The 23,831-nt window shown below is 73.1% G+C and carries 17 protein-coding genes; 7 read left to right on the top strand and 10 right to left on the bottom strand.

Translation table 11 applies throughout. The annotated features are described in order from the left end of the window. Positions 1 to 46 precede the first annotated feature (46 nt). Together glmM and ACFVNO_RS13370 are read left to right on the top strand one after the other, a co-directional pair. Complete coding sequence (gene glmM, locus ACFVNO_RS13365; protein WP_355262694.1) at positions 47 to 1,384, top strand: phosphoglucosamine mutase; 1,338 nt, start codon at positions 47 to 49, stop codon at positions 1,382 to 1,384. Positions 1,385 to 1,397: 13 nt separating this feature from the next. Next, complete coding sequence (locus ACFVNO_RS13370) at positions 1,398 to 2,408, top strand: ROK family glucokinase (protein ID WP_220563375.1); 1,011 nt, start codon at positions 1,398 to 1,400, stop codon at positions 2,406 to 2,408. Positions 2,409 to 2,437: 29 nt separating this feature from the next. Here the strand turns inward: ACFVNO_RS13370 and ACFVNO_RS13375 are convergent, their stop codons facing one another. Then, the gene (locus ACFVNO_RS13375) at positions 2,438 to 3,034 is read right to left on the bottom strand and encodes a Uma2 family endonuclease (RefSeq protein WP_355262949.1); all 597 of its coding nucleotides are present in this window, start codon (positions 3,032 to 3,034) and stop codon (positions 2,438 to 2,440) included. A 169-nt stretch (positions 3,035 to 3,203) separates the two neighbouring features. Here ACFVNO_RS13375 and ACFVNO_RS13380 point away from each other — a divergent pair, with 169 nt between their 5' ends. Both ACFVNO_RS13380 and ACFVNO_RS13385 read left to right on the top strand, forming a co-directional pair. Next, a complete protein-coding gene (locus ACFVNO_RS13380) occupies positions 3,204 to 4,226 on the top strand; it encodes a hypothetical protein (RefSeq protein WP_378892241.1) in 1,023 nt (340 codons plus the stop codon). Beyond that, positions 4,216 to 5,466, top strand: coding sequence for a DUF6716 putative glycosyltransferase (locus ACFVNO_RS13385; protein WP_355262688.1), 1,251 nt, complete (start codon positions 4,216 to 4,218; stop codon positions 5,464 to 5,466). Before ACFVNO_RS13380 ends, ACFVNO_RS13385 begins: the two co-directional genes overlap by 11 nt. Here ACFVNO_RS13385 and ACFVNO_RS13390 read toward each other — a convergent pair. The 4 genes from ACFVNO_RS13390 to ACFVNO_RS13405 form a co-directional block, all read right to left on the bottom strand. After that, positions 5,391 to 6,740 (bottom strand): polysialyltransferase family glycosyltransferase, encoded by a 1,350-nt coding sequence (locus tag ACFVNO_RS13390; RefSeq protein WP_378892244.1) that lies wholly within the window; start codon positions 6,738 to 6,740, stop codon positions 5,391 to 5,393. The two genes, ACFVNO_RS13385 and ACFVNO_RS13390, sit on opposite strands and share 76 nt — an antisense overlap. Before the next feature lie 46 nt (positions 6,741 to 6,786). After that, on the bottom strand, positions 6,787 to 7,743 hold the full coding sequence (locus ACFVNO_RS13395) for a glycosyltransferase family 2 protein (protein WP_378892247.1): 957 nt from the start codon (positions 7,741 to 7,743) through the stop codon (positions 6,787 to 6,789). 75 nt (positions 7,744 to 7,818) lie between these two features. Then, a complete protein-coding gene (locus ACFVNO_RS13400) occupies positions 7,819 to 8,736 on the bottom strand; it encodes an N-acetylneuraminate synthase family protein (RefSeq protein ID WP_355262679.1) in 918 nt (305 codons plus the stop codon). Beyond that, complete coding sequence (locus tag ACFVNO_RS13405) at positions 8,733 to 9,938, bottom strand: acylneuraminate cytidylyltransferase (protein ID WP_355262676.1); 1,206 nt, start codon at positions 9,936 to 9,938, stop codon at positions 8,733 to 8,735. The genes ACFVNO_RS13400 and ACFVNO_RS13405 overlap by 4 nt, the downstream gene beginning before the upstream one ends. 507 nt (positions 9,939 to 10,445) lie before the next feature. Between ACFVNO_RS13405 and ACFVNO_RS13410 the strand changes: the two genes are divergently transcribed. Beyond that, positions 10,446 to 11,219 (top strand): SDR family NAD(P)-dependent oxidoreductase, encoded by a 774-nt coding sequence (locus ACFVNO_RS13410; RefSeq protein ID WP_220563367.1) that lies wholly within the window; start codon positions 10,446 to 10,448, stop codon positions 11,217 to 11,219. A 9-nt stretch (positions 11,220 to 11,228) separates the two neighbouring features. Beyond that, on the top strand, positions 11,229 to 11,993 hold the full coding sequence (locus ACFVNO_RS13415) for a crotonase/enoyl-CoA hydratase family protein (RefSeq protein WP_355262673.1): 765 nt from the start codon (positions 11,229 to 11,231) through the stop codon (positions 11,991 to 11,993). A gap of 57 nt (positions 11,994 to 12,050) precedes the next feature. On the opposite strand, the gene ACFVNO_RS13420 is transcribed toward ACFVNO_RS13415, so the two are convergent. Continuing rightward, positions 12,051 to 13,517 carry a DUF418 domain-containing protein gene (locus tag ACFVNO_RS13420; protein WP_378892252.1) on the bottom strand — a complete coding sequence of 489 codons (1,467 nt, stop codon included), beginning with the start codon at positions 13,515 to 13,517 and terminating at the stop codon, positions 12,051 to 12,053. A gap of 241 nt (positions 13,518 to 13,758) precedes the next feature. Between ACFVNO_RS13420 and ACFVNO_RS13425 the strand changes: the two genes are divergently transcribed. Beyond that, positions 13,759 to 14,955 carry a DUF6716 putative glycosyltransferase gene (locus ACFVNO_RS13425; RefSeq protein WP_378892255.1) on the top strand — a complete coding sequence of 399 codons (1,197 nt, stop codon included), beginning with the start codon at positions 13,759 to 13,761 and terminating at the stop codon, positions 14,953 to 14,955. A gap of 60 nt (positions 14,956 to 15,015) precedes the next feature. Here ACFVNO_RS13425 and ACFVNO_RS13430 read toward each other — a convergent pair whose 3' ends face one another. The 4 genes from ACFVNO_RS13430 to ACFVNO_RS13445 form a co-directional block, all read right to left on the bottom strand. Next, complete coding sequence (locus ACFVNO_RS13430; RefSeq protein ID WP_378892258.1) at positions 15,016 to 17,139, bottom strand: acyltransferase family protein; 2,124 nt, start codon at positions 17,137 to 17,139, stop codon at positions 15,016 to 15,018. 530 nt (positions 17,140 to 17,669) lie between these two features. Then, positions 17,670 to 20,363 carry a CDP-glycerol glycerophosphotransferase family protein gene (locus ACFVNO_RS13435; RefSeq protein ID WP_378892261.1) on the bottom strand — a complete coding sequence of 898 codons (2,694 nt, stop codon included), beginning with the start codon at positions 20,361 to 20,363 and terminating at the stop codon, positions 17,670 to 17,672. Positions 20,364 to 20,388: 25 nt separating this feature from the next. Further along, entirely contained in the window at positions 20,389 to 22,374 is a 1,986-nt protein-coding gene (locus ACFVNO_RS13440) for a glycerophosphotransferase (RefSeq protein ID WP_355262658.1), read from the bottom strand. Further along, entirely contained in the window at positions 22,371 to 23,783 is a 1,413-nt protein-coding gene (locus ACFVNO_RS13445; RefSeq protein WP_378892265.1) for an SDR family NAD(P)-dependent oxidoreductase, read from the bottom strand. The genes ACFVNO_RS13440 and ACFVNO_RS13445 overlap by 4 nt, the downstream gene beginning before the upstream one ends. Between the last annotated feature and the right edge of the window lie 48 nt (positions 23,784 to 23,831).

The following is a 23,831-nucleotide window of genomic DNA, read 5'->3' on the forward strand; positions in this document are numbered from 1 at the left end:
CTTCTCGGCGCCGGACGCGGCGCCACTTCTGAAGGGGGCTGTCGCCTTGGGACGGCTGTTCGGTACGGATGGTGTACGCGGGGTCGCCGGGCGGGACCTGACCGCCACGCTCGCTCTGGAGTTGTCCATCGCGGCGGCGCGGGTGCTCGCGCCGAGGGTCGAGGGGCGGCGCCCCAAAGCCGTCGTGGGCCGCGACCCGCGCGCCTCCGGCGAGTTCCTGGAGGCCGCGGTGGTGGCCGGGCTGGCCAGCACGGGTGTGGACGTGGTCCGGGTGGGGGTGCTGCCCACGCCGGCGGTGGCCTTCCTCACCGGTGACCTCGACGCCGACTTCGGCGTGATGCTCTCGGCGAGCCACAACCCGGCGCCGGACAACGGCATCAAGTTCTTCGCCCGGGGCGGCCACAAGCTGGAGGACGCGCTGGAGGACGAGATCGAGGGCCTGCTGGACGTGCCCTCGACCCCGGCCGTGGGCACGGCCGTGGGCCGGGTCACCGACGCCGCCGACGGCGCCGAGCGCTACATCGGTCACGTGCTGGCCTCGGTCCCGCACTCCCTGGCCGGGCTCAAGGTCGTGGTGGACTGCGCCCACGGCGCGTCCTCGCTGGTGGCCCCCGAGGCGCTGCGCCGGGCGGGCGCCGAGGTCATCGCCATCGGCGACGCGCCCGACGGCCACAACATCAACGAGGGGTGCGGCTCGACCCACCTGGAGGCGCTCCAGGAGGCGGTGCGGCTGCACGGCGCCGACGCGGGCATCGCCAACGACGGCGACGCCGACCGCTGCCTGGCCGTGGACGCCGGGGGCAACGTGGTCGACGGCGACCACATCCTCGCGATCCTGGCCTCCGAGGCCAAGGAGGCGGGCCGCCTGGCCGGGGACACCCTCGTGGTGACGGTCATGTCCAACCTCGGCCTGAAGCTGGCCATGGAGCGCGAGGGCATCGCCGTGGCGGAGACCGCGGTGGGCGACCGCTACGTGCTGGAGGAGATGAAGCGCGGCGGGTTCTCCCTGGGCGGGGAGCAGTCCGGGCACGTCATCCTGCTGGACCACGCCACCACCGGCGACGGGGTGCTCACCGGCCTGCACCTGCTGGCCGCCATGGCGCACCGCGGGCAGGGGCTGGCGGAGCTGGCCAAGGTGATGACCCGCCTGCCGCAGGTGCTCATCAACGTCCCCGACGTGGACAAGTCCCGTGCCGCCGATTCCGAGGAGCTGTGGGCCGCGGTGCGCGAGGCCGAGAAGGAGCTGGGCGGGACCGGCCGGGTCCTGATCCGGCCCAGCGGCACCGAGCCCAAGGTCCGCGTCATGGTGGAGGCCCCGGAGCAGGAGCAGGCGACCGCGGTCGCCGAGCACCTCGCCGGGGTGGTGCGTTCGGCGCTGGGCTGACCGGGGGGACCGGATGAACCGGGTGCGGTACGGGCACGCCCTGACGGTCGGGGTGGACATCGGCGGGACGAAGGTCGCCGCGGGTGTGGTCACCCCGAGCGGTCGGGTGCTGGCGCGTGTCCGGACCGAGACGCCCGAGCGCAGCAAGAGCCCGGCGGTCGTGGAGGACACGATCGTGTCGGTGGTCGAGGAGCTGCGCTCGGGCCACCCGGTGCGCGCCGTGGGCGTGGGGGCGGCCGGGTTCGTGGACCAGCACCGCGCGAACGTGCTGTTCGCCCCCCACCTGTCCTGGCGCGAGGAGCCGCTGCGGGAGTCGCTGTCCTCGCGCCTGGGCCTGCCCGTGGTGGTGGAGAACGACGCCAACGCCGCCGCCTGGGCGGAGGTGAGCGCGGGCGCCGCCCAGGGGGTCGACGACGTGGTCGTGGTCAACCTGGGCACCGGCATCGGCGGGGCGATCGTCCTGAACGGGCGCCTGTACCGCGGCCGGTACGGCCTGGCCGGGGAGTTCGGCCACATGACGGTGGTCCCGGGCGGGCACCGCTGCGAGTGCGGCAACCGGGGCTGCTGGGAGCAGTACGCCAGCGGCAACGCGCTCACCCGGGAGGCGCGCGAGCTGGTGGCCGCCGAGTCCCCGGTGGCCCGTGCGCTGCACCAGGCCGTGGGGGGCGACGTGCGGCGGATCACCGGGCCGCTGGTGAGCGAGCTGGCCCGCAAGGGCGACCGCGCCTGCACGGAGCTGATGCGCGACGCCGGCCAGTGGCTCGGGGCGGGCCTGGCGAACCTCGCGGCGGCCTTCGACCCGGAGCTGTTCGTGATCGGCGGCGGTGTCTCGGAGGCGGGCGACCTGCTGCTGGGACCCGCCCGGGAGGCGTTCGAGCGCGGGCTCACCGGCCGGGGCTACCGCCCCGAGGCCCGTGTGGTGGCCGCGGCCCTGGGCAACGAGGCGGGCCTGGTCGGCGCCGCGGCCCTGGCCCGCGACGCCCTGCCCGCCCGGCGCCGCCGCCCCGCCCACCGCCCCCGCTGACCCCGCCGTACCCGCCGCCGCAGCGGGGCTCACCGGCGCAGCAGTTCCCGCACGTCGATGTCGAGGGAAAAGGGCACGTCGACCTTGAGGCGCTCCCGGGCGACGGTGACCGGTACGTACCGGGGCTCCCGGACGCCGTCCAACTCGTGGACGTGGATCGCCGCGCCGTTCTCCTCGGGCTCGATGATCCAGTAATGGGGGATGCCCGCCTGGGCGTACTTGAGGGGCTTGGTGGTGCGGTCGCGGTCCCGTGATTCGGGGGAGACGATCTCCACGACCAGGACCACGTCCTCCGGGGGGACGTGGGTGGTCCGCGTCCAGTCCAGGTGCTCCTCGGCCGTCGCCTCATAGCGGTAGACCAGCAGGTCGGGCTCGGGCCGCTGGTACTTCCCGAGCTTCATCGTCATCTCCTGGAGGACGTCGAAGCCCTCCGGCACGGCCTCCTCCAGAAGGTGGGCCAGGCGGTACATGACCTTGGAGTGGAAGGCGGTCCGGGGGGAGAGCACGATGAGGGCCCCGTCGATGAGTTCCATCCGGGGGGCGCCCGGAGGGAGGTCGTCCATGGCATCGGCGGTCCACCCGCCGGGCGGTGGCATGAACCAGGAGGGGAGCGGCTCGGCGGTCATCGAATCCTCCAGGGTCGATTCCTGAGCCCACTGTAATCCGGTCGTCGTCACCATGGCAGGAACATAGTGGCCGAACAGGGGCGGGTGGACGTACTTCGGTGAAGTGGTCGTTATGTGCACTGTGTACGCTGGAAACCCACGTGTCTGATTGATCCGAGAAAGCCACGTCGTGAACCCTCTTCCCACGGACGTACCCTGGGCCTTCGAAGGGCACGGGTCGGCGTGGGTGGAATCCCCGCTCCAGTTCCTGTCCGCCGTGGAGGCGTACGCGGCGCACGGACTGTCCACCCAGGGCTGCATCCTGCTGCGCCAGGACGCCGCCGGCCTGCCCGGCGTCCACGCCGCCCTGCGCGGCCTGTTCCCCGCGACCCCGCCGGCGGCGCTCGCCCGCCGCCCCACCCGCCCCCGCACCGCCGACTTCACCTGGGTCATCGGCGACGCCTTCTCCGGCCAGGTGCAGCGGCTGCTGCCGCGCGCCCCCCGCTGCCGCCTCATCCTGGTCGACGACGGGCTCGCGGTGTGGCACCTGCTGCGGCTGCTCAGCGCCCCGTCCGTCCAGCCGGTGCTGCGCGCCCGGGTGCGGCGCACCCCGGCCCGCCTGGCCCTGGGCACGGCCGCCGCGCGCGTCCTGCGCCGCGCCGCCCAGGAGGGCCGCCTCACCGTCTTCACCATGCTGCCCCTCCCCGGCGACCTGCGGGAGGCGGCGGCCGCCGCCGGGATCCGGGTGATGCGCCACGACTTCCCGCTGCTACGCTCCCTGCCGGAGTACGACCACCCCGCCGAGCAGCGGGTCGTCCTGGGGACCGCGCTGGTCAACGACGGCCTGCTCCGGCTGCCCGACTACCTGGGCTGGCTGGAGCGGCAGCTCGCGCGGGGGCCGGTGGCCTACCACCCCCACCGGCGGGAGGACCCGCGGGTGCTGGAGCTGCTGGCCGCCGACCCGCGGGCGCGGCTGGTGCGCGCCGGGGTGCCGGTCGAGCTGTCGCTGCGCGGACTGGGGCCGGGGTACGCCGTGCGGTCGCTGCCCTCCACCGCGCTGGTGTCCCTGCGCCTGCTGGTGCGCGGCGCGTCGATCGGCACGGACGCGGTCCCCGGACACTGGTGGACCGAACTCGCCTCGCCCGGACTGCGCGAGGATCTGGCGGTGACCGCCGCCCTGGTCAACGATGAGGAGCACGCGGGTGGAACGTGACGGGGACGGACGGATCAGGGTCATGGCGGTCGCCGACTCCGACTCCTACCTGAAGTGGTCGGCGGCCCTGCTGGGCGCCCTGCCCGGCGAGGGCTGGGACACCGACCTGGCGGTCGTGCGCTCCCCGGTCGCCCCGTCCGCCGACCAGGTGCGGGCCGCCGTCGCCGGGACCCCGCTGGAGGGCCGCGAGGTGCCGGTGCGCGGCGCCCTGGAGCTGCGGAACCGGCTGCTGCGCGAACGCCCCGACGTGCTCATGCTCAACTGCACCGGGCCGGTGGTGGACGCCCTCGCCCACGCGCTGGTCGGCGAGTGGCGCCCGGTGCTGGTCTCCGGGCTGCCCGGGATCTCGGTGCCCGCCACCGAGCGCGCCTGGCTCTACCGCTCGACGGTCGACCTGTTCGTGCTGCACAGCCACCGGGAGGTCGCCGAGTTCACCGAGCTGGGCGCCCGCCTGGGCGCCACCGGGGGGATCGGCCTGGCGACCCTGCCGTTCCTGCCCGAGCCCCGGCCCCGGGCCGGCGGCGGGCGCCCGCGGGTGGTGTTCGCCTCCCAGGCCAAGGTGCCCGCGGAGCAGGGGCAGCGCGAGCAGGTGCTGCTGGGGCTGGCCGCGCTCGCCGAGGCGCGCCCCGACCTGGAGGTGGTGGTCAAGCTCCGGGCCCGCGAGGACGAGGCGCAGACCCACAAGGAGAGGTACCACTACGAGGCCCTGTGGCGGTACATGGCCGCCCGCGGGGAGGTCCGCCCCGACGCGGTCGCGTTCCGCACCGGGCCGATGGTGGAGTACCTGGAGGACGCGGCGGGGTTCGTGACGGTCAGCTCGACCGCGGCCCTGGAGGCGTTCGCGCTGGACGTGCCGACGCTGGTGCTCACCGACTTCGGGCTGAACGCCGAGCAGATCAACCTGGTGTTCGAGGGCAGCGGGGTGCTGGGCACCCTGGACGACGTGCGCGCCGCCCGGTTCCGCCGGGTGGACCGCGGCTGGCTGCGGGCCAACTACTTCCACCCGGTCCACGAGAACGACTGGGTGCGGCGGCTCACCGCGCTGGTGGCCGCCGCACGCCGGGGGGAGCTGCCGCGGAGGGGGTCCCTGCTGACGGGCCCCGAGCAGCAGCGCAGGCGCACGCGCTCCCTGATGCGGCTGTCGCTGCCCCCGACGGCCGTGCGTCAGCTGGGCCGGGCCCGCAGGAGGCTGCGCGCCCTGCGCGCCAACCTGCGCGGGACGCTGGCCTCGCGGGGCTGAGCGGAGGGGCGCACCCCGGGGGCGGTCAGGCCCAGGGCGGCGATGCGCTTGCGCTTGAAGTGGCGCAGCAGGTCGCCGTCGTAGTCGCGCAGGTACGCGGCCGCCTCCTCCCGCAGGTGCGGGTAGGCGGCGGCCTGCATGCAGTAGCCCACCGCCCGGACGAGGGGGAGGAGCTCCTCCCGGTACCGGTCCTCGGCGATGGCCGGCGGGGCGATCTCGCCGGAGTCGAGCAGCCGGGGCATGGTGACGTCCGCGATGGTCGCGGGCATCCGGTTGCTGTTCTCGTACGGGGCGAGCCGCTCCAGGGCGAGGTCCGTGCCCATGGTGGCGACCGGGATGCCGTAGAACCGGGAGGCGGTGCTCAACGCGGTGGAGAAGCAGCTCACGACCAGGTCGGGCCGCGACACCTCGTAGTAGGCCTCGATGGGCAGGGAGCCCTCGACGAACTCCAGGCGAGCCCCCGACGACTCCGCCGCCGCGACCAGGGCGGGGTGCGCGCCGTCGCCGCTGGCGGGGTGGGCCTTGAAGGCGATCCTGCGGTAGCCGGCGCGGGCGCAGGCCCGCACCATGCGCACCGCCAGTTCGGCCTCCTCCTCGGGGGTGAGGAACCCCAGGGTGGAGAGGTACTGGCCCAGGACCAGCGCCGTGGACTCGCCGGCGGGCTCGGGGCGCACCCCGGCGTGCTCGGCGACCTCGGCCATCACCGCCCGGAACCGGTGCCCGTCCTCGGCGCGGGCGGGGATGCCGTACTCGCTCAGCAACAGGGGGGAGAGGCCGGGGACGAGGTCCGGGTGCAGCACCCGTTCGACGGCCGTGACCGTCTCCAGGGGCAGGGTGTCGCGGGTGGGCCCGTAGCTCATCAGGCCGTCGGCGTACACGGTGACGGAAGCGCCGGGGAAGAGCGGCATGAGAGCCCGTGCCGGCGGGACCTGCACGGACTCCACCACGAGTTCGACCTCCCCCTCCAGGGCCAGGTCGTACCGGAACAGGCGGCGGAGCATGTGCAGGTCGGAGTTGCGCGGCTGCCAGTGCCGGGGGTGGTTGGGCCGGATGAGGTCGTTGTAGGAGACGACCTCGTGGAAACGCGGCCGCAGGGCGTCGAAGCCGGCGGCGTCGGTGATCGAGGGGGCCGCTTCGGGCACGGCCGTGTTGTCCGCCACCAGAAGGATGCGGCGGTGGTCGCCGAACTCGCCGGCGTCGATGGAAGCGCACAGGCTCGCGGCGCCGAAGAAGCGGGTGGCGACGAAGATCTGGGTGCGGTGCGGGGCGGTCATGGTCTCCTGGGCTCCGAGGGAAGGGACGGCCGGCGGCGGACGGGGGTCACTCCCCCGCCCGGAGGGCGCGCAGGCGTTTGGCGCGCTTGCCGCCCATCTCGACCAGCGTTCGGTCGAGCAGGTCCTGCGGGAGCCAGCGGAGCATCCCCGAGCACCGGTCCAGCAGGTCGCGGGCGAGCTCCTTGGAGAAGCGGTCCTTCCGGTCCACGTGGTGGCAGATGAGGGCGCACAGCGTCCTGATGGCCTTGGGCAGGAAGACGGACGTCTCCGGGGAGAGGGACAGTTCTTCGACGGTGCCCCGGAAGGCGTTCAGGAAGTGGAGCTGCCGCTCGTCGGTGACCTGGGTGAGGGAGTTGCCGACCGCGCGCCGGTAGAAGACACCGATCTCGGGCACCCGCGCGTAGGAGGCGGCGTGGATGTGCAGGCGCCACGTCCAGGGGCGGTCCTCGCACGTCAGCAGCGCGGGATCGAAGCGCAGCAGGTCGTCGGTGAGGCGCCGGCGGTCGAAGACCCCCGACCAGGCGTTGGGGTAGTCGACCATGGTCCTGGCGTTGCTGGGCATGATCCCCCCGCGGGGTTCCAGGGCGCGCAGGATCCGGGCCTCGGGGGCCTCATGGAGGACCCTGCGGTCCCCGTACACCTGGACGTGGTCCGTGCGGATGAAGTCCACGTCGAGGGAGCGGATGGCGTCCAGCGCCCGGGGCAGGTAGCCGGGGGCGAACCAGTCGTCCCCGTCCAGGTAGACGAGGTAGCGGCCGTCCGCGGCGGCGGTGCCCTGGTTGCGGACCGAGGACAGCCCCGTGGGCGCCGGGTTCCGGAGCATGCGCAGGTTGGGCAGGCGCCTGCGGAAGTCGTCGACGATGTTCGGGGTGTCGTCGGCGGAGCCGTCGTCGATGACGATGTACTCGAAGTCGGGGCGGTCGTTGCGCACCAGGCTCGCGAGGGTGTCGCCGATGTAGGGCGCCACGTCCTTGGCGGGGATGATCACCGACAGGGCGGTCACGGGTACTCCTCGGCCCGGGGACCCGTGCGGGCCCCCGGGCGCGGTCCATGGGGGATGGGCGGGGCGGGGGAGGGGTCAGACGGTCGTGCGGCGGAGGCGCTTGCGGGGCTCCTCCTCGCCCGGGAAGACCTTCTTGACGCCGTCGCCCAGGGCCTGCTCGACCACGCGGATGTCGCGGACGAGGTTGCGCAGGCCGGTGGGCTCCAGGGAGGCGGCGTGGTCGGAGCCCCACATGGTGCGGTCCAGGGTGATGTGCCGCTCGATGGCGACGGCGCCCAGGGCGGCGGCGGCCACGGAGATCTGGAGCCCGCGCTCGTGGCCGGAGTAGGCCACAGGGACGCGGTAGCGGTCGCGCAGCGTCTCGATGGTGCGCAGGTTCCCCTCCTCCGGGGGCATGGGGTAGGTGGAGGTGGAGTGCATGATGACGAGGTTGCGGGCGCCCAGGATGCTCACGGCGGCGTCGATCTCGTCCAGCGTCGACATGCCGGTGGACAGCAGGACCGGCTTGCCGGTGGCGGCCAGGGCGCGCAGCAGCTCGTGGTCGGTGATGGAGGCGGAGGCCACCTTGTGCACCGGGACGTCGAACTTCTCCAGGAACTCGACGGACGGCACGTCCCACGGGGAGGCGAACCAGTCCAGGCCCAGGACGTCGCAGTACTTGGCGATCTCGGTGTACTCGGCCTCGCCGAACTCGACGCGGTGCTTGTACTCCATGTAGGTCATCTCGCCCCAGGGCGTCTGCCGGATCTTGTCCCGCTGCTCGACGGGGACGCAGATCTCGGGGGTGCGCTTCTGGAACTTGACGGCCTGGCAGCCGGATTCGGCGGCGACGTCGATCAGCTTCTTGGCGATGTCGAGGTCGCCGTTGTGGTTGATGCCGATCTCGCCGATGACGTACACCGGGTGGCCCGGGCCCACCATGTGGCGACCGATGCGCAGGGCGGGGATCTCGGCCCTGAGGTCGACGGGGGCGGTGGCGGTGCCGTTGCTCATGTGGCATCCTTCTCGTTCGTTTCGTCCGTGGGGGAGTCGTGGTCCGCGCTCCGCGCGCGGAAGTCCAGGACGTGCTCGCACAGCTCGCGCACGGCCCCGGACCCGCCGGGGCGGGTCAGGACGAGCCGCGCGGCGGCCAGCACGTCGGGGTGCGCGTCGGGGACGGCGACGGGCCAGCCGACCAGGGACATGCAGCCCAGGTCGTTGACGTCGTTGCCGAGGTAGGCGACGCGCGAGGGGTCCAGGCCCTCCTCGGTCAGCCAGGCGGCGAGGGCCGCCCGCTTGTCGGAGAGGCCGTGCAGGACGGTGACCCCGAGTTTGTCGGCCCGGGCGCGCACGACCGGGTTCACCTCGGTGGACAGGATGTGCACCCGTACGCCCGCCTCGCGCAGGAGGCGCACGCCCATGCCGTCGGAGCGGCTGACGGAGACCGCTTCGGTGCCGTCCTGGGAGACCGTGACGCGGTCGTCGGTGTGGACGCCGTCGAAGTCGGTGACCAGGGCGTCGATGTCGACGGGTGCGGTCTCGGGCGCGGCGACGGGGGCCAGGGCGCGGGCCAGGCGCAGGTCGTCGGGGGTGTCGATCTCGAACGCGTGCAGTTCGGGGACCTCGCACAGGTCGATGCGGCCGAAGAACCGGTGGCCGTGGGAGCGGAACCCGGCGGTGTCGACGACGTAGAACGCGCCGGTCTCGCGGTAGTGGGGTTCGCGGTCCTGCCGGCGGGGCCGGTGGGTGTGGATGTGGTTGACCCCGCGGGCGCCCTCGGGGCGGCGGGCCCACAGGAAGGCGTGGGTGGGCACCGCGGAGAAGACGCTGTCGGCCTCGCCCCCCGTGACGCGGGCGACCGCGGCGTCGAGGTCGGCGGGGTCGATGAAGGGGCTGGTGCACTGCACGAACACGGTCGCGTCGGGCAGCTCTCCGGCGGCCTCCAGGGTGTCCAGGGCCTGGAGGAGGACGGCCTCGGAGGAGACGGTGTCGCCGCCCAGGTCGGCGGGGCGCTCCAGGACGCGGGCTCCGGCGGCGCGGGCGGCGGCCGCGATCGCGGGGTGGTCGGTGGAGACGACGGTCTCGGTGACGCCCTCCGCCGCCAGGCAGGAGCGCACGGCGCGTGCGATGAGGGGGACACCGCCGACGGGTTCGATGTTCTTGAGGGGAATTCCCTTGGAACCGCCCCGTGCGGGAATGATGGCGGTGACGCGCAAGGCACAACTCCGGGTGAACGAGGGGGTGGAACGGTGTTCCGAGACTGGTCGGCTTAGATTACGCCATTCTTCGCACCGTGGAAATCGTCTTTATGCGTACGCCCGCCAGGATGTATCGTGAGCGTTCGCCTACGCTCGGCAACGCCTTTCGGGCAAGGCTTACTACTGGTCGTACCGGCTGCTGGGCGCGGGTTTTCCGGGTTTTCCCGGGGGCGGTCAAAGGTTTTCCGAGGACGCTTCCTGTGGGTGGGCTTCTTGTAGTACGCCGAACGGGGCCGTGCGGTTTACGGGGTAGACTGATTCGTTATGTTCCGCGGTGGGCGGGCGGCATCTCCTGGGCGGGGCGAGGGGATTTCTTTCCCTGTGATCCGCATCACCGGCGATATTCGTGTCCTTTTGTGTGCGGAGCGTGTCCGGGCGGGGGTGTGCGCCTCCGGCTCCGAGGCGGACCCGGTTGACCGAACCCGGTTCTAGTGCGTGGGTCACATCCTCTGTAGAGTGCGGCCCATGGATCTGAACGGAATCTCCGCCCTCGTCTCGGGCGGCGCCAGTGGCCTCGGTGAGGCCACCGCCAGGGAACTCGCCTCCGCCGGTGCCACCGTCGTCATCGCCGACCTCAACGCCGAACGCGGCGAGGCCATCGCCAAGGAGATCGGCGGCGTCTTCGTCGCGACCGACGTCTCCGACGAAGAGCAGGTCAAGGCGGCCGTCCAGGCCGCCGTCGACACCGGCGCCCCCTTCCGGGTCGCCGTCTCCTGTGCGGGCATCGGCTGGGCCACCCGCACCGTCGACAAGTTCGGCAACCCGCACGACCTGGCCAGCTACCAGAAGGTCATCCAGGTCAACCTCATCGGCACCTTCAACGTGCTGCGGCTGTCCGCGGCCGAGATCGCCAAGACCGAGCCGGTGAACGAGGACGGCGAGCGCGGCTCCATCGTCAACACCGCCTCCCTGGCCGGCATCGAGGGCCAGATCGGCCAGATCGCCTACTCCTCCTCCAAGGGCGGCGTCATCGGCATGACCCTGCCCGCGGCCCGCGACCTCGCGGCCGTCGGCGTCACGGTCAACACGATCGCCCCCGGCATCCTGGAGACGCCGATCTACGGCGAGGGCGAGGCGTCCGAGCAGTTCAAGCAGCGCCTGGCCGCGCCGGTGCCCTTCCCCAAGCGCCTGGGCACCGCCGCCGAGTTCGCCAAGCTGGCCCGCACCCTGCTCGAGGTCAGCTACATCAACGGCGAGGTCGTCCGCATCGACGGCGCCCTCCGCATGCCGCCGAAGTAGGGGGAGACCGTGTCCGACGAGGTTCTCTACACGGCCGAGGACGGCGTCGCCGTCATCACCATCAACCGTCCGCAGGCCAAGAACGCGGTGAACGCCGCGGTCGCCCGCGGGATCGCCGAGGCGCTCGACGACCTGGACGCGCGCAAGGACCTGACGGTGGGCATCATCACCGGCGCGGGCGGCACCTTCTGCGCCGGGATGGACCTGAAGGCGTTCATGAAGGGCGAGGTCCCGCTGGTCGAGGGCCGCGGGTTCGGCGGCTTCGCCGAAGCCCCGCCCAAGAAGCCGCTGATCGCCGCGGTCGAGGGCTACGCCCTGGCCGGCGGGTTCGAGGCGGTCCTCGCCTGCGACCTGGTCGTGGCGGCCCGGGACGCGAAGTTCGGCATCCCCGAGGCCAAGCGCGGCCTGGTCGCCGGCGCGGGCGGCCTGCTGCGCCTGCAGCACCGCATCCCCCGCAACCTGGCGATGGAGTTCGCCCTCACCGGCGACTTCGTCGACGCCCCGCGCCTGGCCGAGCTGGGCCTGGTCAACAGGGTCACCGAGCAGGGCGGCGCCCTGGAGGGCGCCAGGGAGCTGGCCGCGCGGGTCGCCGCCAACGGTCCGCTCGCCGTGCGGGTCTCCAAGCAGATCATCACCGAGTCGGACGACTGGTCCACGTCGGAGATGTGGGAGAAGCAGAACGAGCTGGCGGGCCCGGTCTTCGTCAGCCAGGACGCCATGGAGGGCGCGGCGGCCTTCGCCGAGAAGCGCGCCCCGGTGTGGAAGGGCGAGTAGCCCCGCCACCGGTACGGCGATCCGGAGGCCGCCCCGGCCGGGGCGGCCTCCGTCACGTCAGGACGGGATCCCCGCCGCGCCCTCCCGGGGCGCCGCGGACCGGTCGCGCACGGTCCACCGGGCGACCGCCCGGGAGACGGCGGTGACCGGCCTCTCCATCGGCCCGGCGCCCAGGGTGAGCCGCCACACCGTGGCGGTCACCAGGGAGCAGGCCAGGACGGCCTCCACCGTGTAGGTCTCCACCCACCCGGCCCACCCGGGCAGGAGTCCGCCGTACACCGCCCACAGCACGACGCCGTGCGCGGTGTACAGGGTGAGGGTCATCGCGCCCATGGCCGCCACCGGGTAGAGCACGACCCGCATCGGGCGCGTTCCGGCCAGGAGCAGGCACAGGCCGAGCACGGCCATCGCCACCCCGGTGTTGCCCAGCACCTCGAAGGTGGTGTTGCTGTGCGAGCCGGCCTCCAGCGGCATCCGCCACAGCGAGTACTCGTCCTCGCCGGGCAGGAACCGGGCCAGCGGACCCAGCAGCAGCCAGGACGACCCGTAGCCCAGGACGGCCAGCCCGGCCCCGCCGCCCACCAGCCACCACCGCACCCTCCGCGAGCGCAGTCCGGTGCGGGCGGCCACCATCCCGGCCAGGACGTAGGCGAGGAACACCGTCGCCGGGTACAGGCCGAACACCAGCAGGTCCAGCGGGTCCTCCAGCGCTTCGAGGGAGAACAGGGGCATGTCCTCCGCGAACCCCTCCTCCGTGGCGAGGGGGTCCTCGCCGCTCTCCTCGAGGGAGGCCCAGTACTCCTCCTTCTCCGCCACCCACTCGGGGTCGCCCCAGGTGGCCTCCCACTCGGCCTCGTCCTCGGCCGTCCACTCCTCCTCGCCGGCCCAGGCGCCGGACCAGCCGAGCTCGGCCGGCAGGTGCTGGACGGCCAGCGTCGCCTGCGGACCGACCAGGGCGGCCGCGACGGCCAGCGCCGCCAGGTGGCGGGTGCGCAGCCACAGCAGGGGGATCGCCAGCAGGAAGTACACCCCGTAGAAGTGCAGGATCACCGACAGCGAGCCCAGCGTCGCCAGGGCGTACCCGATGGCGACGAGCAGCAGCGCGCGCACCGCGATCCGGACCCGGACCCGGTTGCGTTCCACGCGCGTCCCGGGCCGGGCGCGTCCGGCCAGCAGCACCAGGGACACCCCGGCCAGGAACGCGAACAGCGCCGCCGAGCGGCCGCTGACCAAGCCGCCCACCGCCTCCACGACCAGCATCCCGGGGCCGGAGTAGTCCTCCTCCCACACGGCGTGGACGTCGGGCGCCCCGGTCAGCAGCAGGGTCAGCGGCACCCCCATGTGCGCGACGAAGACCCCGACCAGCGCGAGGCCCCGCGCCGCGTCCACCCCGAGCAGGCGTTCGCGCGGCCCCCCGCGCCCCGGGCCCGGCCCCGGCCCCGTCCCCGGCCCCGCCGGACCGGGTACCGCCGGGCCCGGCGGCCGGTCGTCCGCGGCGGTCCCCACTCCCTCGACTGCGGCCATGCACATCCCCCGTGCGGTCGGTCGTCCGTTTGCACAGCGGTCAACGCGGGCGGGGCGGGCGGCGGTTCGGCCGGACGGCCCGATTCCTCCAGGGGAGATGATGACCACCCCGACGAACAGTCATTACTGCGAAGGGTATCCAGGCCAATACTCCGGGTGTGTAGTCTGTCGGCGTATCCCGAACCCACCGCGGCCACTTCGGCGTTCCCGGTGCCGCGCGGACCCACCCAGGAGGACCGACGTGACCGACCCCGACCTCGGCGGTATGGACCTGACGGTCGTGGCCGTTGCGGACTCCGAACCGTACGTTCGCCTGTCCGCGGCCATGTTCGACGCCCTGCCCGGCCACGGTCACACCGTCGGCCTCGCCGTCGTGCGGTCACCGATCACCCCCGCCCCCGCGCAGCTGCGCCGGGCCGTCGCCGACAGCGGGCTCGCGGGCCGCCGGGTCCCCGTCCTGACGCTGCCCGAGCTGCGCCGCCTGATCCGCCGCCGGGTGCCCGACGTCGTCATGCTCAACTGCACCGCCCGGGTGACCGACGCCCTGGGCGACATCCTGCCGACGGGGCGGCGCCGGCCCGTGGTGGTCACCACCCTGCCCGGGCCCGCCCTGCCCGCCGGGGAGCACGAGTGGCTCCACCGGGCCCGCGCGGACCTGCTGGTCCTGCACAGCCTGCGGGAGGTCGCGGCGTTCTCCGAGCTGGGCGAGAAGCTCGGGGTGGGCACCGGGGTCGCCCTGGCGGGGCTGCCGCTGCCCGCGGCCCGCGAGAGCCGCCGGGGGCGCCCGCACCGGGTCGTGTTCGCCGCCCAGGACCGGGCCCCGGGCACCGCGCGGCAGCGCGAGCGCATCCTGGAGGCGCTGGCGGACCTGGCCGAGAGCCGTCCCGACCTGGAGGTCGTGGTGTGCCCGGGCGAACGGCGGACCGAGGCGCCGGGCGGCGACTACGCCGAGCTGTGGCGCGGCCTGGTCACCGCCGGGCGGGTCCACGACCACACGGTGCTCTTCCGCCCCGGGCCGGTGGCCGACCAGCTGGACCGGGCCCGCGGCCTGGTCACCGTCGGCTCCCCGGCCGCCCTGGAGGCCCTCGCTTTGGACGTCCCGGTGATCATCCTGGGCGACGTCGGCGAGGACCCGGGGTCGACGGTGTTCCAGGACGGTGGCGTCTTCGGGACCCTCGACGACCTGCGCGCCCTGCGCTTCCGGGCGCCCTACCCGGCCTGGGCGCGGGAGAACCACTTCCACCCGCCGCAGCGGGAGGACTGGACCCGCCGCTTGGCGGCGCTGGTGCACCGGGCCCGGCTGGGCGACCTCCCGGCCCGCCCGGCCCTGCTCGACGCGGGGGTGCACCGCCGCGCCCGCCGCCGGGTGCTGGCCGACCTGGGCGCCGCCCCGTCCCTGCTCCGGCAGGGTCCCCGCGCCCAGTGGTCGGCCCCCTGAACGCCCGAGGGGCCGCCGGACGCGGGTCCGGCGGCCCCTGCCGCCCTGCGGGCGGGCCCGTCAGCCGGCGGCGGCCTCCTCGACGCCGTCGATGAGCGTGGAGGTGCGGTCGGCGAGGGTGGCGTCGGCGACCGGGGCGTCCGGCAGCGCCTCCAGCAGCAGCGGCTCCAGCAGGACCGACAGCGACGACGAGAACGCGAACGAGAAGTGGTTGTCGTCGTAGTAGGCAAGCTGGTTGCCGATCACCCCCGGGCACTCCCGGTCGCCGCACAGGTAGCCGGTCATGTCCACGGCCCGCACGTTGCCCGGCAGGCGCCCCGCCTCGGCGGCGGCCGCCAGCGGTGACGAGTCGGCCAGGGTGTACCCCCGGTCCTGGGCGCAGTGGCCTCCGCGGTCGACGCAGTCGGCCACGTCGAACGAGAAGCGGGGGGTGTCGCGGACGGCGACCACGTCGACGCCGAGCCCCTCCAGCCACTCCCACCGCCGCACGAACCCGTCGGGCACGTGCTCCTGCGACCCGTCGCCCTGCTGGGACAGCGTGCCCAGGGAGAACACCGCGTCCGGGGCCGTCCGCTCGATCTCCTGGGCGACCTGCGCGTTCCAGGCGGTGCACTCCTCGTACACCCGGCCCTCGAGCTCCTGCTCCGCGGCGCTGAACTGGCAGGCGTTCTTGGTCATGATGACCAGCCGCCAGCCGTGGTGCTCGGCGATCGGCCGCAGCGCCTGGAACCAGTGGCGGGCGTGCGAGCTGCCGGCGAGGACCAGGGTGTACTCCGAGTCCACGTCGCCGAACTCGCAGGAGATCAGCTCGGTGGAGGGGATGGTCACGTTGCACTCGCTGGTCTGCGCGATGGTGTCCTGCTTGACCGTGGTGGTGTCCGGGTACACCGGCAGCGGCGGCAGGTTCGCCGCCAGGTCCGGGCTCAGGTGCACGGCGGCGCCGGGGTAGGCGGTCGGGTCCTGGCTGAGCCGGGCGCGCACCTCCCGCTCGTGCTCGATGCCCGCGCCCCAGGCCAGGGAGCCGACCAGGACCGGGACGGCGAACAGCACGCCCGCGGCCAGCGACCACGACGGGGTCCGCCGGTCGCGCAGCACCCGGTCGATGCCGCCCTCCAGGATCCACGAGGTGGCCAGGGCGGCGGCCAGGGACGCGCCCAGCACCAGCAGGCCGCCGGTGAACGACGGCCGCACCCGGTCCGTGACCTCCAGGTAGAAGACCAGCACCGGCCAGTGCCACAGGAACAGCGGGAACGAGTGCCGGCCCAGCCACACCAGCGGGCGCAGGCCCAGCAGCCGCCCGGCGGACCACCGCCCGGGCGCCTCCCCGGCGCCCGCGGCCAGGACGAGGGCTGCCGCCAGCACCGGCCACAGCGAGGCGGCCCCGGGGTAGGGGAGCGAGTCCCCGATGACCGCGCCGCAGGCGACGAGGGCGATCAGCCCGATCCAGCCCGCCGCCAGGCGCAGCGCGCGGGGCAGCCGCAGGAAGGGTAGGAACAGGGCCAGCAGGCCGCCCAGCGCGGGCTCCCACAGGCGGGCGCCCGTGTCGAAGTAGGCCCAGGTCGGCTCGGTGGCGGTGATCCACAGCGAGTACCCGAACGACAGGGCGAACACCGCGGCGGCGGTGCCCACCGCGGCGGCCCGCACCCGAACGCCCAGCCGCGCGGCCACCAGGGCCGCGAGGGTGAGCAGCAGCGGCCACAGCAGGTAGAACTGCCCCTGCACGCCCAGCGACCAGAAGTGCTGGACGGGGCTGGAGGAGGAGTCCCGCGCCATGTAGTCGACCGAGCCCAGCGCCAGGTGCCAGTTGGCGTGGTACAGCGCCGCGGCCTGCACGTCGGCGATGACGGCCGTCCAGGACGAGCGCGGCATGAACAGGAACGCCCCGGCCAGCACCGCCGCGAGCACCACCGCCCCGGCGGGGAAGAGCCGCCGGACGGTGCGGCTCCAGAACGCGCCGACGCCGATGCGGCCGTCGCGCTCCAGCGCCCGCACCATCGACCCCGTGACGAGGAAGCCGGTGAGCAGCAGGAAGACGTCGACGCCGCCGGAGACCGTGCCGAACCAGATGTGGTAGACGGCGATGAGGACCGCGGCGACCGCGCGGAGCCCCTCGATGTCGTCGCGGCGCCGGGACACGGGCGCGCGCAGGGTGTTGAGCACGGGGCTCTGGACAGAAGAGGACAAGGGTGTGCCTTGGGCTCGGTGAAGGTGGGGCAGGGGGCGGCGGCCGTGGTCCGGGCGCGCGGCTGGGCGCCGGAGGGATGACGGCGCCCGGGGAATGCCCTGCCGCTTCAGTATCCGGGGGCTTTGTCCGGATCCGGCCATAAAAGGGTTGACGTTGTCCAGTCGAGATGAAATCTGTGTCGCGGCGTAGCCCTGAGCTGCGGAAACAGTGTCCCAGTTCACATGTCCGGCCCCCGGCGGCCTCGCGGCGACATGCGCCTTTTGTAAACGTATGGGGTTTTTATGGCAACCCGTTTGCCAGAACCGGCGTCCTGATCACAGCCGACCGGCACGACAGGAGGGCACCCATGGCGCCGCACTTCGAGGAGGACGAGTACGAGGAGGGGGAGGAGCACTTCTACGACGACGAGGGCACCTTCGGAGTACTCGCACCACTGGACGCCGACGACCCCGACGGCGGCTGGTGACCCCCGAACGGACGAGGGACCCCGGACCGTGCAGGTCCGGGGCCCCGTTCGTCGGCGTCGGGCTCAGCCGCGCCCGTTCAGCATGCGGTCGACCACGCGGACCGTGGCCCGTCCGTCCGACGGGTCGCAGAAGTCGCGCACGAACTCCTCGTACCGCTCCCGGTACTCCTCCACGATCCCGTCGAGGTCCTTCAGCGCCGCGATCAGCTCCTCGGACGTCTTGAGCAGCGGCCCCGGGGCCTTCTCGCCCAGGTCGAAGTAGAACCCGCGCAGCGTGTCCCGGTAGTGCTCCAGGTCGTAGGTGTAGAACAGCATCGGCCGGCCCGAGTGGGCGAAGTCGAAGAACGCCGACGAGTAGTCGGTGACCAGGACGTCCGCGATCAGGTAGAGGTCGGCGATGTCCGGGTACTTGGTCACGTCCCAGACGAACCCCTGGCCCGCCCCGGGGATGCTGTCCAGGACCTTGGGGTGCTTGCGGAACAGCAGCACGTGGTCCTCGCCCAGCTCCTCCCGCAGCGCGGGCAGGTCGATCTGGAGGTCCAGCTTGAACCGCTTGCCGCCGTAGCGCTGGTCGTCCCGCCAGGTCGGCGCGTACAGCACCACGCGCTTGCCCTCCGGCAGCCCCAGGGCCTGGCGGACCCGCTTGGCGCGCACGTCCCGGTCGGGGGCGTGGAAGACGTCGTTGCGCGGGTAGCCCGACTCCAGGATCTCCGCCTCGCAGCTGAAGGCGTTGCGCATGATCGGGGTCGAGAACGTGTTCGGCGACACCAGGAAGTCCCACTGGCGCGACATGTGCGGCAGGTTCGCGATGTAGGCCCGGTTGGCCTTGGGCGTGCCCAGCAGGTCGGCGCCGATCTTCTTGAGCGGGGTGCCGTGCCAGGTCTGGACGACGGTCTGCCCCTCCCGGCGCAGGAACCAGTCCGGCATCTTCACGTTGGTCACGATGTAGCGGTAGCGGGCCAGGGCCTCGTACCACTCCCGGCTGGAGTAGTCCACGCCGGTGACCCCCTCGGGCAGGGCGACCTGGCCGTCCCGCACCGTCCACACGTGTTCCACATCGACGCCGCGCCGGGCCAGCTCCTCGTACACCGCGCGCGGGGAGTCGGAGAACTGCGAGCCGGTGAAGCTCGTGTAGAGCACCGCCTCGCGCAGCGGCTCCTCCCGGCGCGCCCGCAGGTACTCCTCGCGCAGCAGCCGCTGCCGGTAGGCGCCCTTCTCCTCCAGCGTCAGCATGCTGTCCGGGGCCAGGAAGACGCGGTCGTGGAACCTCCGGTCCACCGTGTACCCGCGGTGCTTCCCGGCGTGCCGCAGGGGCAGCGAGCCGATGAGGGCGGGGCTGATCTTGACGGGGACGTCCTCGTGGTGGTCCCACCGGTCGGCCGCCCGCAGCGAGAGGTACCAGCGGCCCTGGCGCAGCGGCAGCAGGGCGCCGAAGAAGTCCTGGTGGTCGGGGTCGATCACGGCCTCGAACCGCCCGTCCCCGATGGTGACGGGGACCCGGATCTCCTCGAACCGCTCGCCGTGCCGCAGCACCAGCACGCGGTCCCGGGACGGCCCCGTGTAGGTGCCGGACAGGTGCAGCATGCCCTGCTCCCAGCGCAGCGCCTCCACCACGGGCTGGCGCACCCGGTCGTGCAGGACCAGGCGGCCCTCGGCACTGGCGCCCACCGAGATCTCGCGGTCGTCGCCCACGGGGTGCGCCCCGGTCACGGACCCGTCCAGGACGGTGACGGGGGACCGGTCCCGGCCGGTCACCGTGCGCACGCGCAGCTCTCGGGTGGCCCCGGTGGACACCCGCAGGGCGTCCAGCGGGACGCGCGCCGAGGTGCCGTCGACCGGGTGCTCCGTCTCCACCTCGGTGCCGTCCTCGGTGCGGGAGACGACCAGCCGGTCCACCGGCGCGGAGAGGTCCAGCACGAGGTCGTCGCCCTCGCGCCGGTGGCCGCGCAGCTCGGCGCGGAGCGGCTCGACCCGGAACTCCAGGCGCTTCTTGGTGAACCCGCTCACCCACAGGGTGCGGTCGTCCAGGCCGCGGGCGTGCGCGTGCCCCGCGGTGCCGACCTCGCCGGCGGCGAGGCCGCCCCTGCGGGCCCGGCCGAACGCCCACACCGCCAGCGTCAGCGACCACGTGCCCGGTTCCCAGCCGGCACCCGAGCGCAGCCGCGCGGGGTCGACCACGATCTCGAACCCGGAGCCGTCGTAGCAGTGCAGGCCCTGCTTGGAGTGCAGGGTCGCCAGCGGCTCCCGCCGGTGCACCGTCTTCAGGGGCACCCGCTTGCGGGACCCCTTCCGGGTCAGCCAGGCCAGCACCGGCAGGCGGGGGCGGCCCGGGACGGGGACGTTGAGCACGTGCGCGTAGCCGCGCAGGACCAGGACGCCGTTCTCCCACACCATCTCGGTCAGCCGGGTGACCAACGGGATCTCCTTGTCGGAGAGCCCGGCCACCTCCTTGGGCAGGACACCGGGGGCCACCCCGGGGACCTCCAGCACCGGGGACAGCAGTCCCCGAACGTGGAAGGCCCCGGGGTTGTCGCGCTCGAACCGCACCAGGGCGACGGCCTCGTCCCAGCGCCGGTGGGCGGTCAGCCACAGCCTGCTCCGGGTCAGGGGGGGAAGGGAGGCCAGGGCGCCCGCGGGCAGGCCGTCGACGAAGGAGCGGGCGGCCTCGCCCGCCCGGTCCCGCTCCTCCTGGTCCGACTCGGGGAGGTAGCGGATCAGCCGCTGCAGGTCGTCGGGCACCGACGTCTTCGCTGCCATGGGCAGAGTTGTTCCTTCCGGGTGGTCACACGGCGACGGACGTGCTGTCCGACTCCGCGGAGTCCAGCGGCCGCAGTTCGGCGGCGCGTTCGTAGAGGTCGTCCACGGCGGCGGTGAAGCGGCTCATGGAGCTGGTGTCCGACGGTCCGAGCAGGTAGGTGCGCAGCTCCCGGCGGCGCTCCTCCATCTCGTCGGCGCCGTCCAGGTGCACGGCGGCCAGGGCGGTGTCCAGCCCGGTGCCGTCGGGGTCGAGCAGGTAGGCCGCGCTCGACGTGGGGTGCTTGACGCGGAACTCGTCGTGCGTGATGCCCTCGCAGTTGGTGATCGCGTAGGGCTTCTCGGTGGCGACGAAGTCGGCCACCACGCTGGAGATGTCGCTGATGAGCAGGTCGGCCTGGTTGAAGCAGGAGTACAGCGACGGCCGCGGGCCCTGGATGACCAGGTGCGCGGTGTCGGGCTGGCCCTCCCAGTACACCCGGTGCCACTCCTCGGTGAGGGCGGCCAGCTCCTCGATGAGCGCGGGGTCGGCCTTGCCCTCCTCGCGCGAGTTGTGGGCCTCGTCGGTGGCGCCCCGGTCGTCGTCGAAGGCGGCCAGGCGGCGGTCGAGCGCCGCCAGCTCGCGGGTGTCCCGCTCGCTGTGGCCGGCGGCCTTGTTCGCGGCCTCCAGCAGCGCGACGATCTTCTGGTGGGCACGGCGCGCCCGGCCCGAGCGGATGCCGGTGAACGGGTGCGGCTTGTACAGGACGCGTACCCGCGGTTCGGCCTTGAGCAGGCCCGCGATGAGGGCGGGGCCGGCGTCGATCAGGGACGTGTTGCCGGGTTCATCGGTCCATCCCTCCCAGGTGGGCGCGTAGAGCACGGTCCGGACGGCGTTGGGCGCGGTGTCGGTGCGGATCGAGTCCAGCTGGGGGCGGCCCACCTCGACGACCTCGTCGGTGCGCACGCCCACCTGGGCGCGCACGTACCGGTCCAGCCCGGCCCGGCCCGCGGTCCACACCTCGTCGTAGACCTTGCTGAACGGGTTGACGCTGGCGATCTTGTCGCTGTCGCCGTGGCCGATGAACACGTGCTTGATCATCGGGTTGCGCAGCATGTGGATGTTCTTGCCGGTGTTGGCCGGGTACAGGGCCACCCGCGCCGGGCCGAAGTCCAGCGCCATCAGGTCGGTCGAGGTCGGGACGCACAGCACCGGGACGGCGGTCGGCGCCAGCTGGGCGGCGATGGCGCGCTCGCGCAGCACGATGATCCCGCGCCGGGGCAGCCGGGCCATGGTGTCCAGCCACATGTTCACCTGGTAGGTGGAGTCGGCCGAACCGGAGAAGTACAGGATGACCTCGGGCCGGTAGGAGTCCAGCCAGGACTGGGTGAACTCCATGACCCGCTCGGGGGAGGGGATGGCGCGGGCGCGCCGGATGTGCCAGGCCAGCATCAGCAGCCCGAGGACGGTGATGCCCAGGGTCAGCACGGCGCCGGCCGCCACGATCCACGCCGAGCCGAGCGCCACGTACCCCACGACGCCGAACACCAGGAAGGCGTCCAGCGGCAGCAGCCGGCTCATGGGCTCGCGCACCAGGGGCATCGGCGGGCTGTCGGGGATGTTCAGCGCGGTCAGGTCGATGTTGCGGGTGACGATCGGCAGCTTGCGCTCCACGCGCAGCAGCCGGGCGGCGATGCCGGCCACGAGCTGGAGGCCGAAGAGCAGCAGGAACGCCAGCAGGACCATGCCGATGCCGGTGGAGGTGGCGCTGGTCGTGGTGATGAGCAGGCCCAGGACGAGCAGCTGGCGCAGCAGCGCGCGGGGGGTGATGCCCAGCCGGATCTGCTGGATCAGCTTGGCGAGCTCGTGCATCCGGTGCAGCAGCAGCGCGTCCATGGCGTAGCTGCCGATCGCGCCGATCGCGAAGACCCACCACGACTCGGTGATGACACCCGCGAGCATGACCAGGTAGGTGAGGCCGAGCAGGGCCGCTCCGAAGAGGGTCTCCCGGCTCAGTTCGCGGAGCTTGTTCACTTGGCGCCCCCGGTGGCGCCGATGCCCGGCAGGTCCTCGCGGCGGACGTCGACGACGTGGCCGGTGAGGTCGGACAGCAGCACGTCCAGCGAGGTGACGGCCACCTTCTCGGCGCTGAGCAGCGTCCCGGCGGGCTCCTCGCCGAACGCCTTGACCCGCATGGGCGTCTGGGTGCGCTCGGGGTTGATGCAGTTGATGCGCACGCCGTCCTCGGACCACTCGTCGGCCAGGGCCTGGGTCAGGTTGACCGTGGCGGCCTTGGTGGAGGAGTACAGGCTGTACTCGCCGCGTCCGCGCGTGTAGGAGCTGGAGGTGTACAGGAGCAGCTGGCCCTTGGTCTGGGCGAGGTAGGGGAAGGCGGCGCGCGCGATGTGCACCGGGGCCAGGTAGTTGACCCGCAGCGCCTCCTCGATGACGGCGTCGTCGGTCTGGTCGAGGCGGCCGATGCGCAGCACCCCCGCGGTGTTGACGACGTAGTCGATGCGGCCGGTGGCGCTGTGCGCCTGCTCCAGGGCCCCGGCGATGTCGGCAGGGTTGGCCACGTCGGTGCGGGTGGCGCTGCGCGAGTAGCGGAAGACCCGGGCGCCGTGCTTCTCCGCCAGGTCGGCGATCCCGGCGCCGATCCCGTAGCTGCCGCCGAACACGACCACCGTCCTGCCGACGAGCCGTGCGGCGTAGTCCTCTTCGGTGAACTCCGGGGTGGCGGCCGAGGAGAGCTGGAAGAGCTTGTCGGCGATGAAGATGTCGACCGGCTGGGTCACCTTCATGTTCTGCTCTTCGCCGGCGACCACGTGGATCGGCACGTCCGGGGTGTAGCGCAGGACGACGGTGCAGTCGTCGGTGGCCTCGAAGCCCGGGTCCGCCCACGCCTTGGCGTAGGCGTCGCGGATGGCGGACAGGCGGAAGCCCTGCGGGGTCTGGCCGCGGCGCAGCCGGGCGCGGGTGGGGACGTCGGTGATGACGTCGTCGTCCACCTCGATGATGGTGTCCGAGGACGGAATGGCCACGTCCACGGCCCGGTAGGTCTCCAGGGCGGTGACGCAGTCGTCGATGACCCGCTGGGAGAGCAGGGGCCGGACCGCGTCGTGGAAGAGCACGTTGGTGTTCTCCGCCGAGTAGTGCGACAGGGCGTCCAGGGCGAGCTGGGTGGTGGCGTTGCGTGAGGTCCCGCCCGGCAGTACCCGGGTCACCTTGGTGAGCCCGGCCTTGCGCACGATCTCCTCGGCGTCGTTGACGAAGCCGGGGTTCATCATCACGAGGACCTCGTCCACGCGCGGAGCCTGCTCGAAGATCTCCAGGGTGTGTTCCAGGATCGTCTTCCCGGCGATCTTCAGCAGCTGCTTGGGCGTCGCCAGACCGATTCGCTGACCGCTGCCACCGGCCAGGACGATGGCGACGGTTCTGGTCACGGGACGGGCGACGGGCTCGGTGGCATGACTGGGCAAGCTGGACTCCGG

This window comes from Nocardiopsis sp. NPDC057823, from assembly GCF_042797335.1.
Classification (GTDB): domain Bacteria; phylum Actinomycetota; class Actinomycetes; order Streptosporangiales; family Streptosporangiaceae; genus Nocardiopsis; species Nocardiopsis changdeensis.

What these genes read in the sequence shown, in the direction of transcription:
- ACFVNO_RS13400 (WP_355262679.1), bottom strand. Translation starts at nt 8,736, where the DNA reads ATGAGCAACGGCACCGCCACCGCCCCCGTCGACCTCAGGGCCGAGATC.
- ACFVNO_RS13375 (WP_355262949.1), bottom strand. Translation starts at nt 3,034, where the DNA reads ATGACCGCCGAGCCGCTCCCCTCCTGGTTCATGCCACCGCCCGGCGGG.
- ACFVNO_RS13435 (WP_378892261.1), bottom strand. Translation starts at nt 20,363, where the DNA reads ATGGCAGCGAAGACGTCGGTGCCCGACGACCTGCAGCGGCTGATCCGC.
- ACFVNO_RS13370 (WP_220563375.1), top strand. Translation starts at nt 1,398, where the DNA reads ATGAACCGGGTGCGGTACGGGCACGCCCTGACGGTCGGGGTGGACATC.
- ACFVNO_RS13420 (WP_378892252.1), bottom strand. Translation starts at nt 13,517, where the DNA reads ATGGCCGCAGTCGAGGGAGTGGGGACCGCCGCGGACGACCGGCCGCCG.
- ACFVNO_RS13390 (WP_378892244.1), bottom strand. Translation starts at nt 6,740, where the DNA reads ATGACCGCCCCGCACCGCACCCAGATCTTCGTCGCCACCCGCTTCTTC.
- ACFVNO_RS13410 (WP_220563367.1), top strand. Translation starts at nt 10,446, where the DNA reads ATGGATCTGAACGGAATCTCCGCCCTCGTCTCGGGCGGCGCCAGTGGC.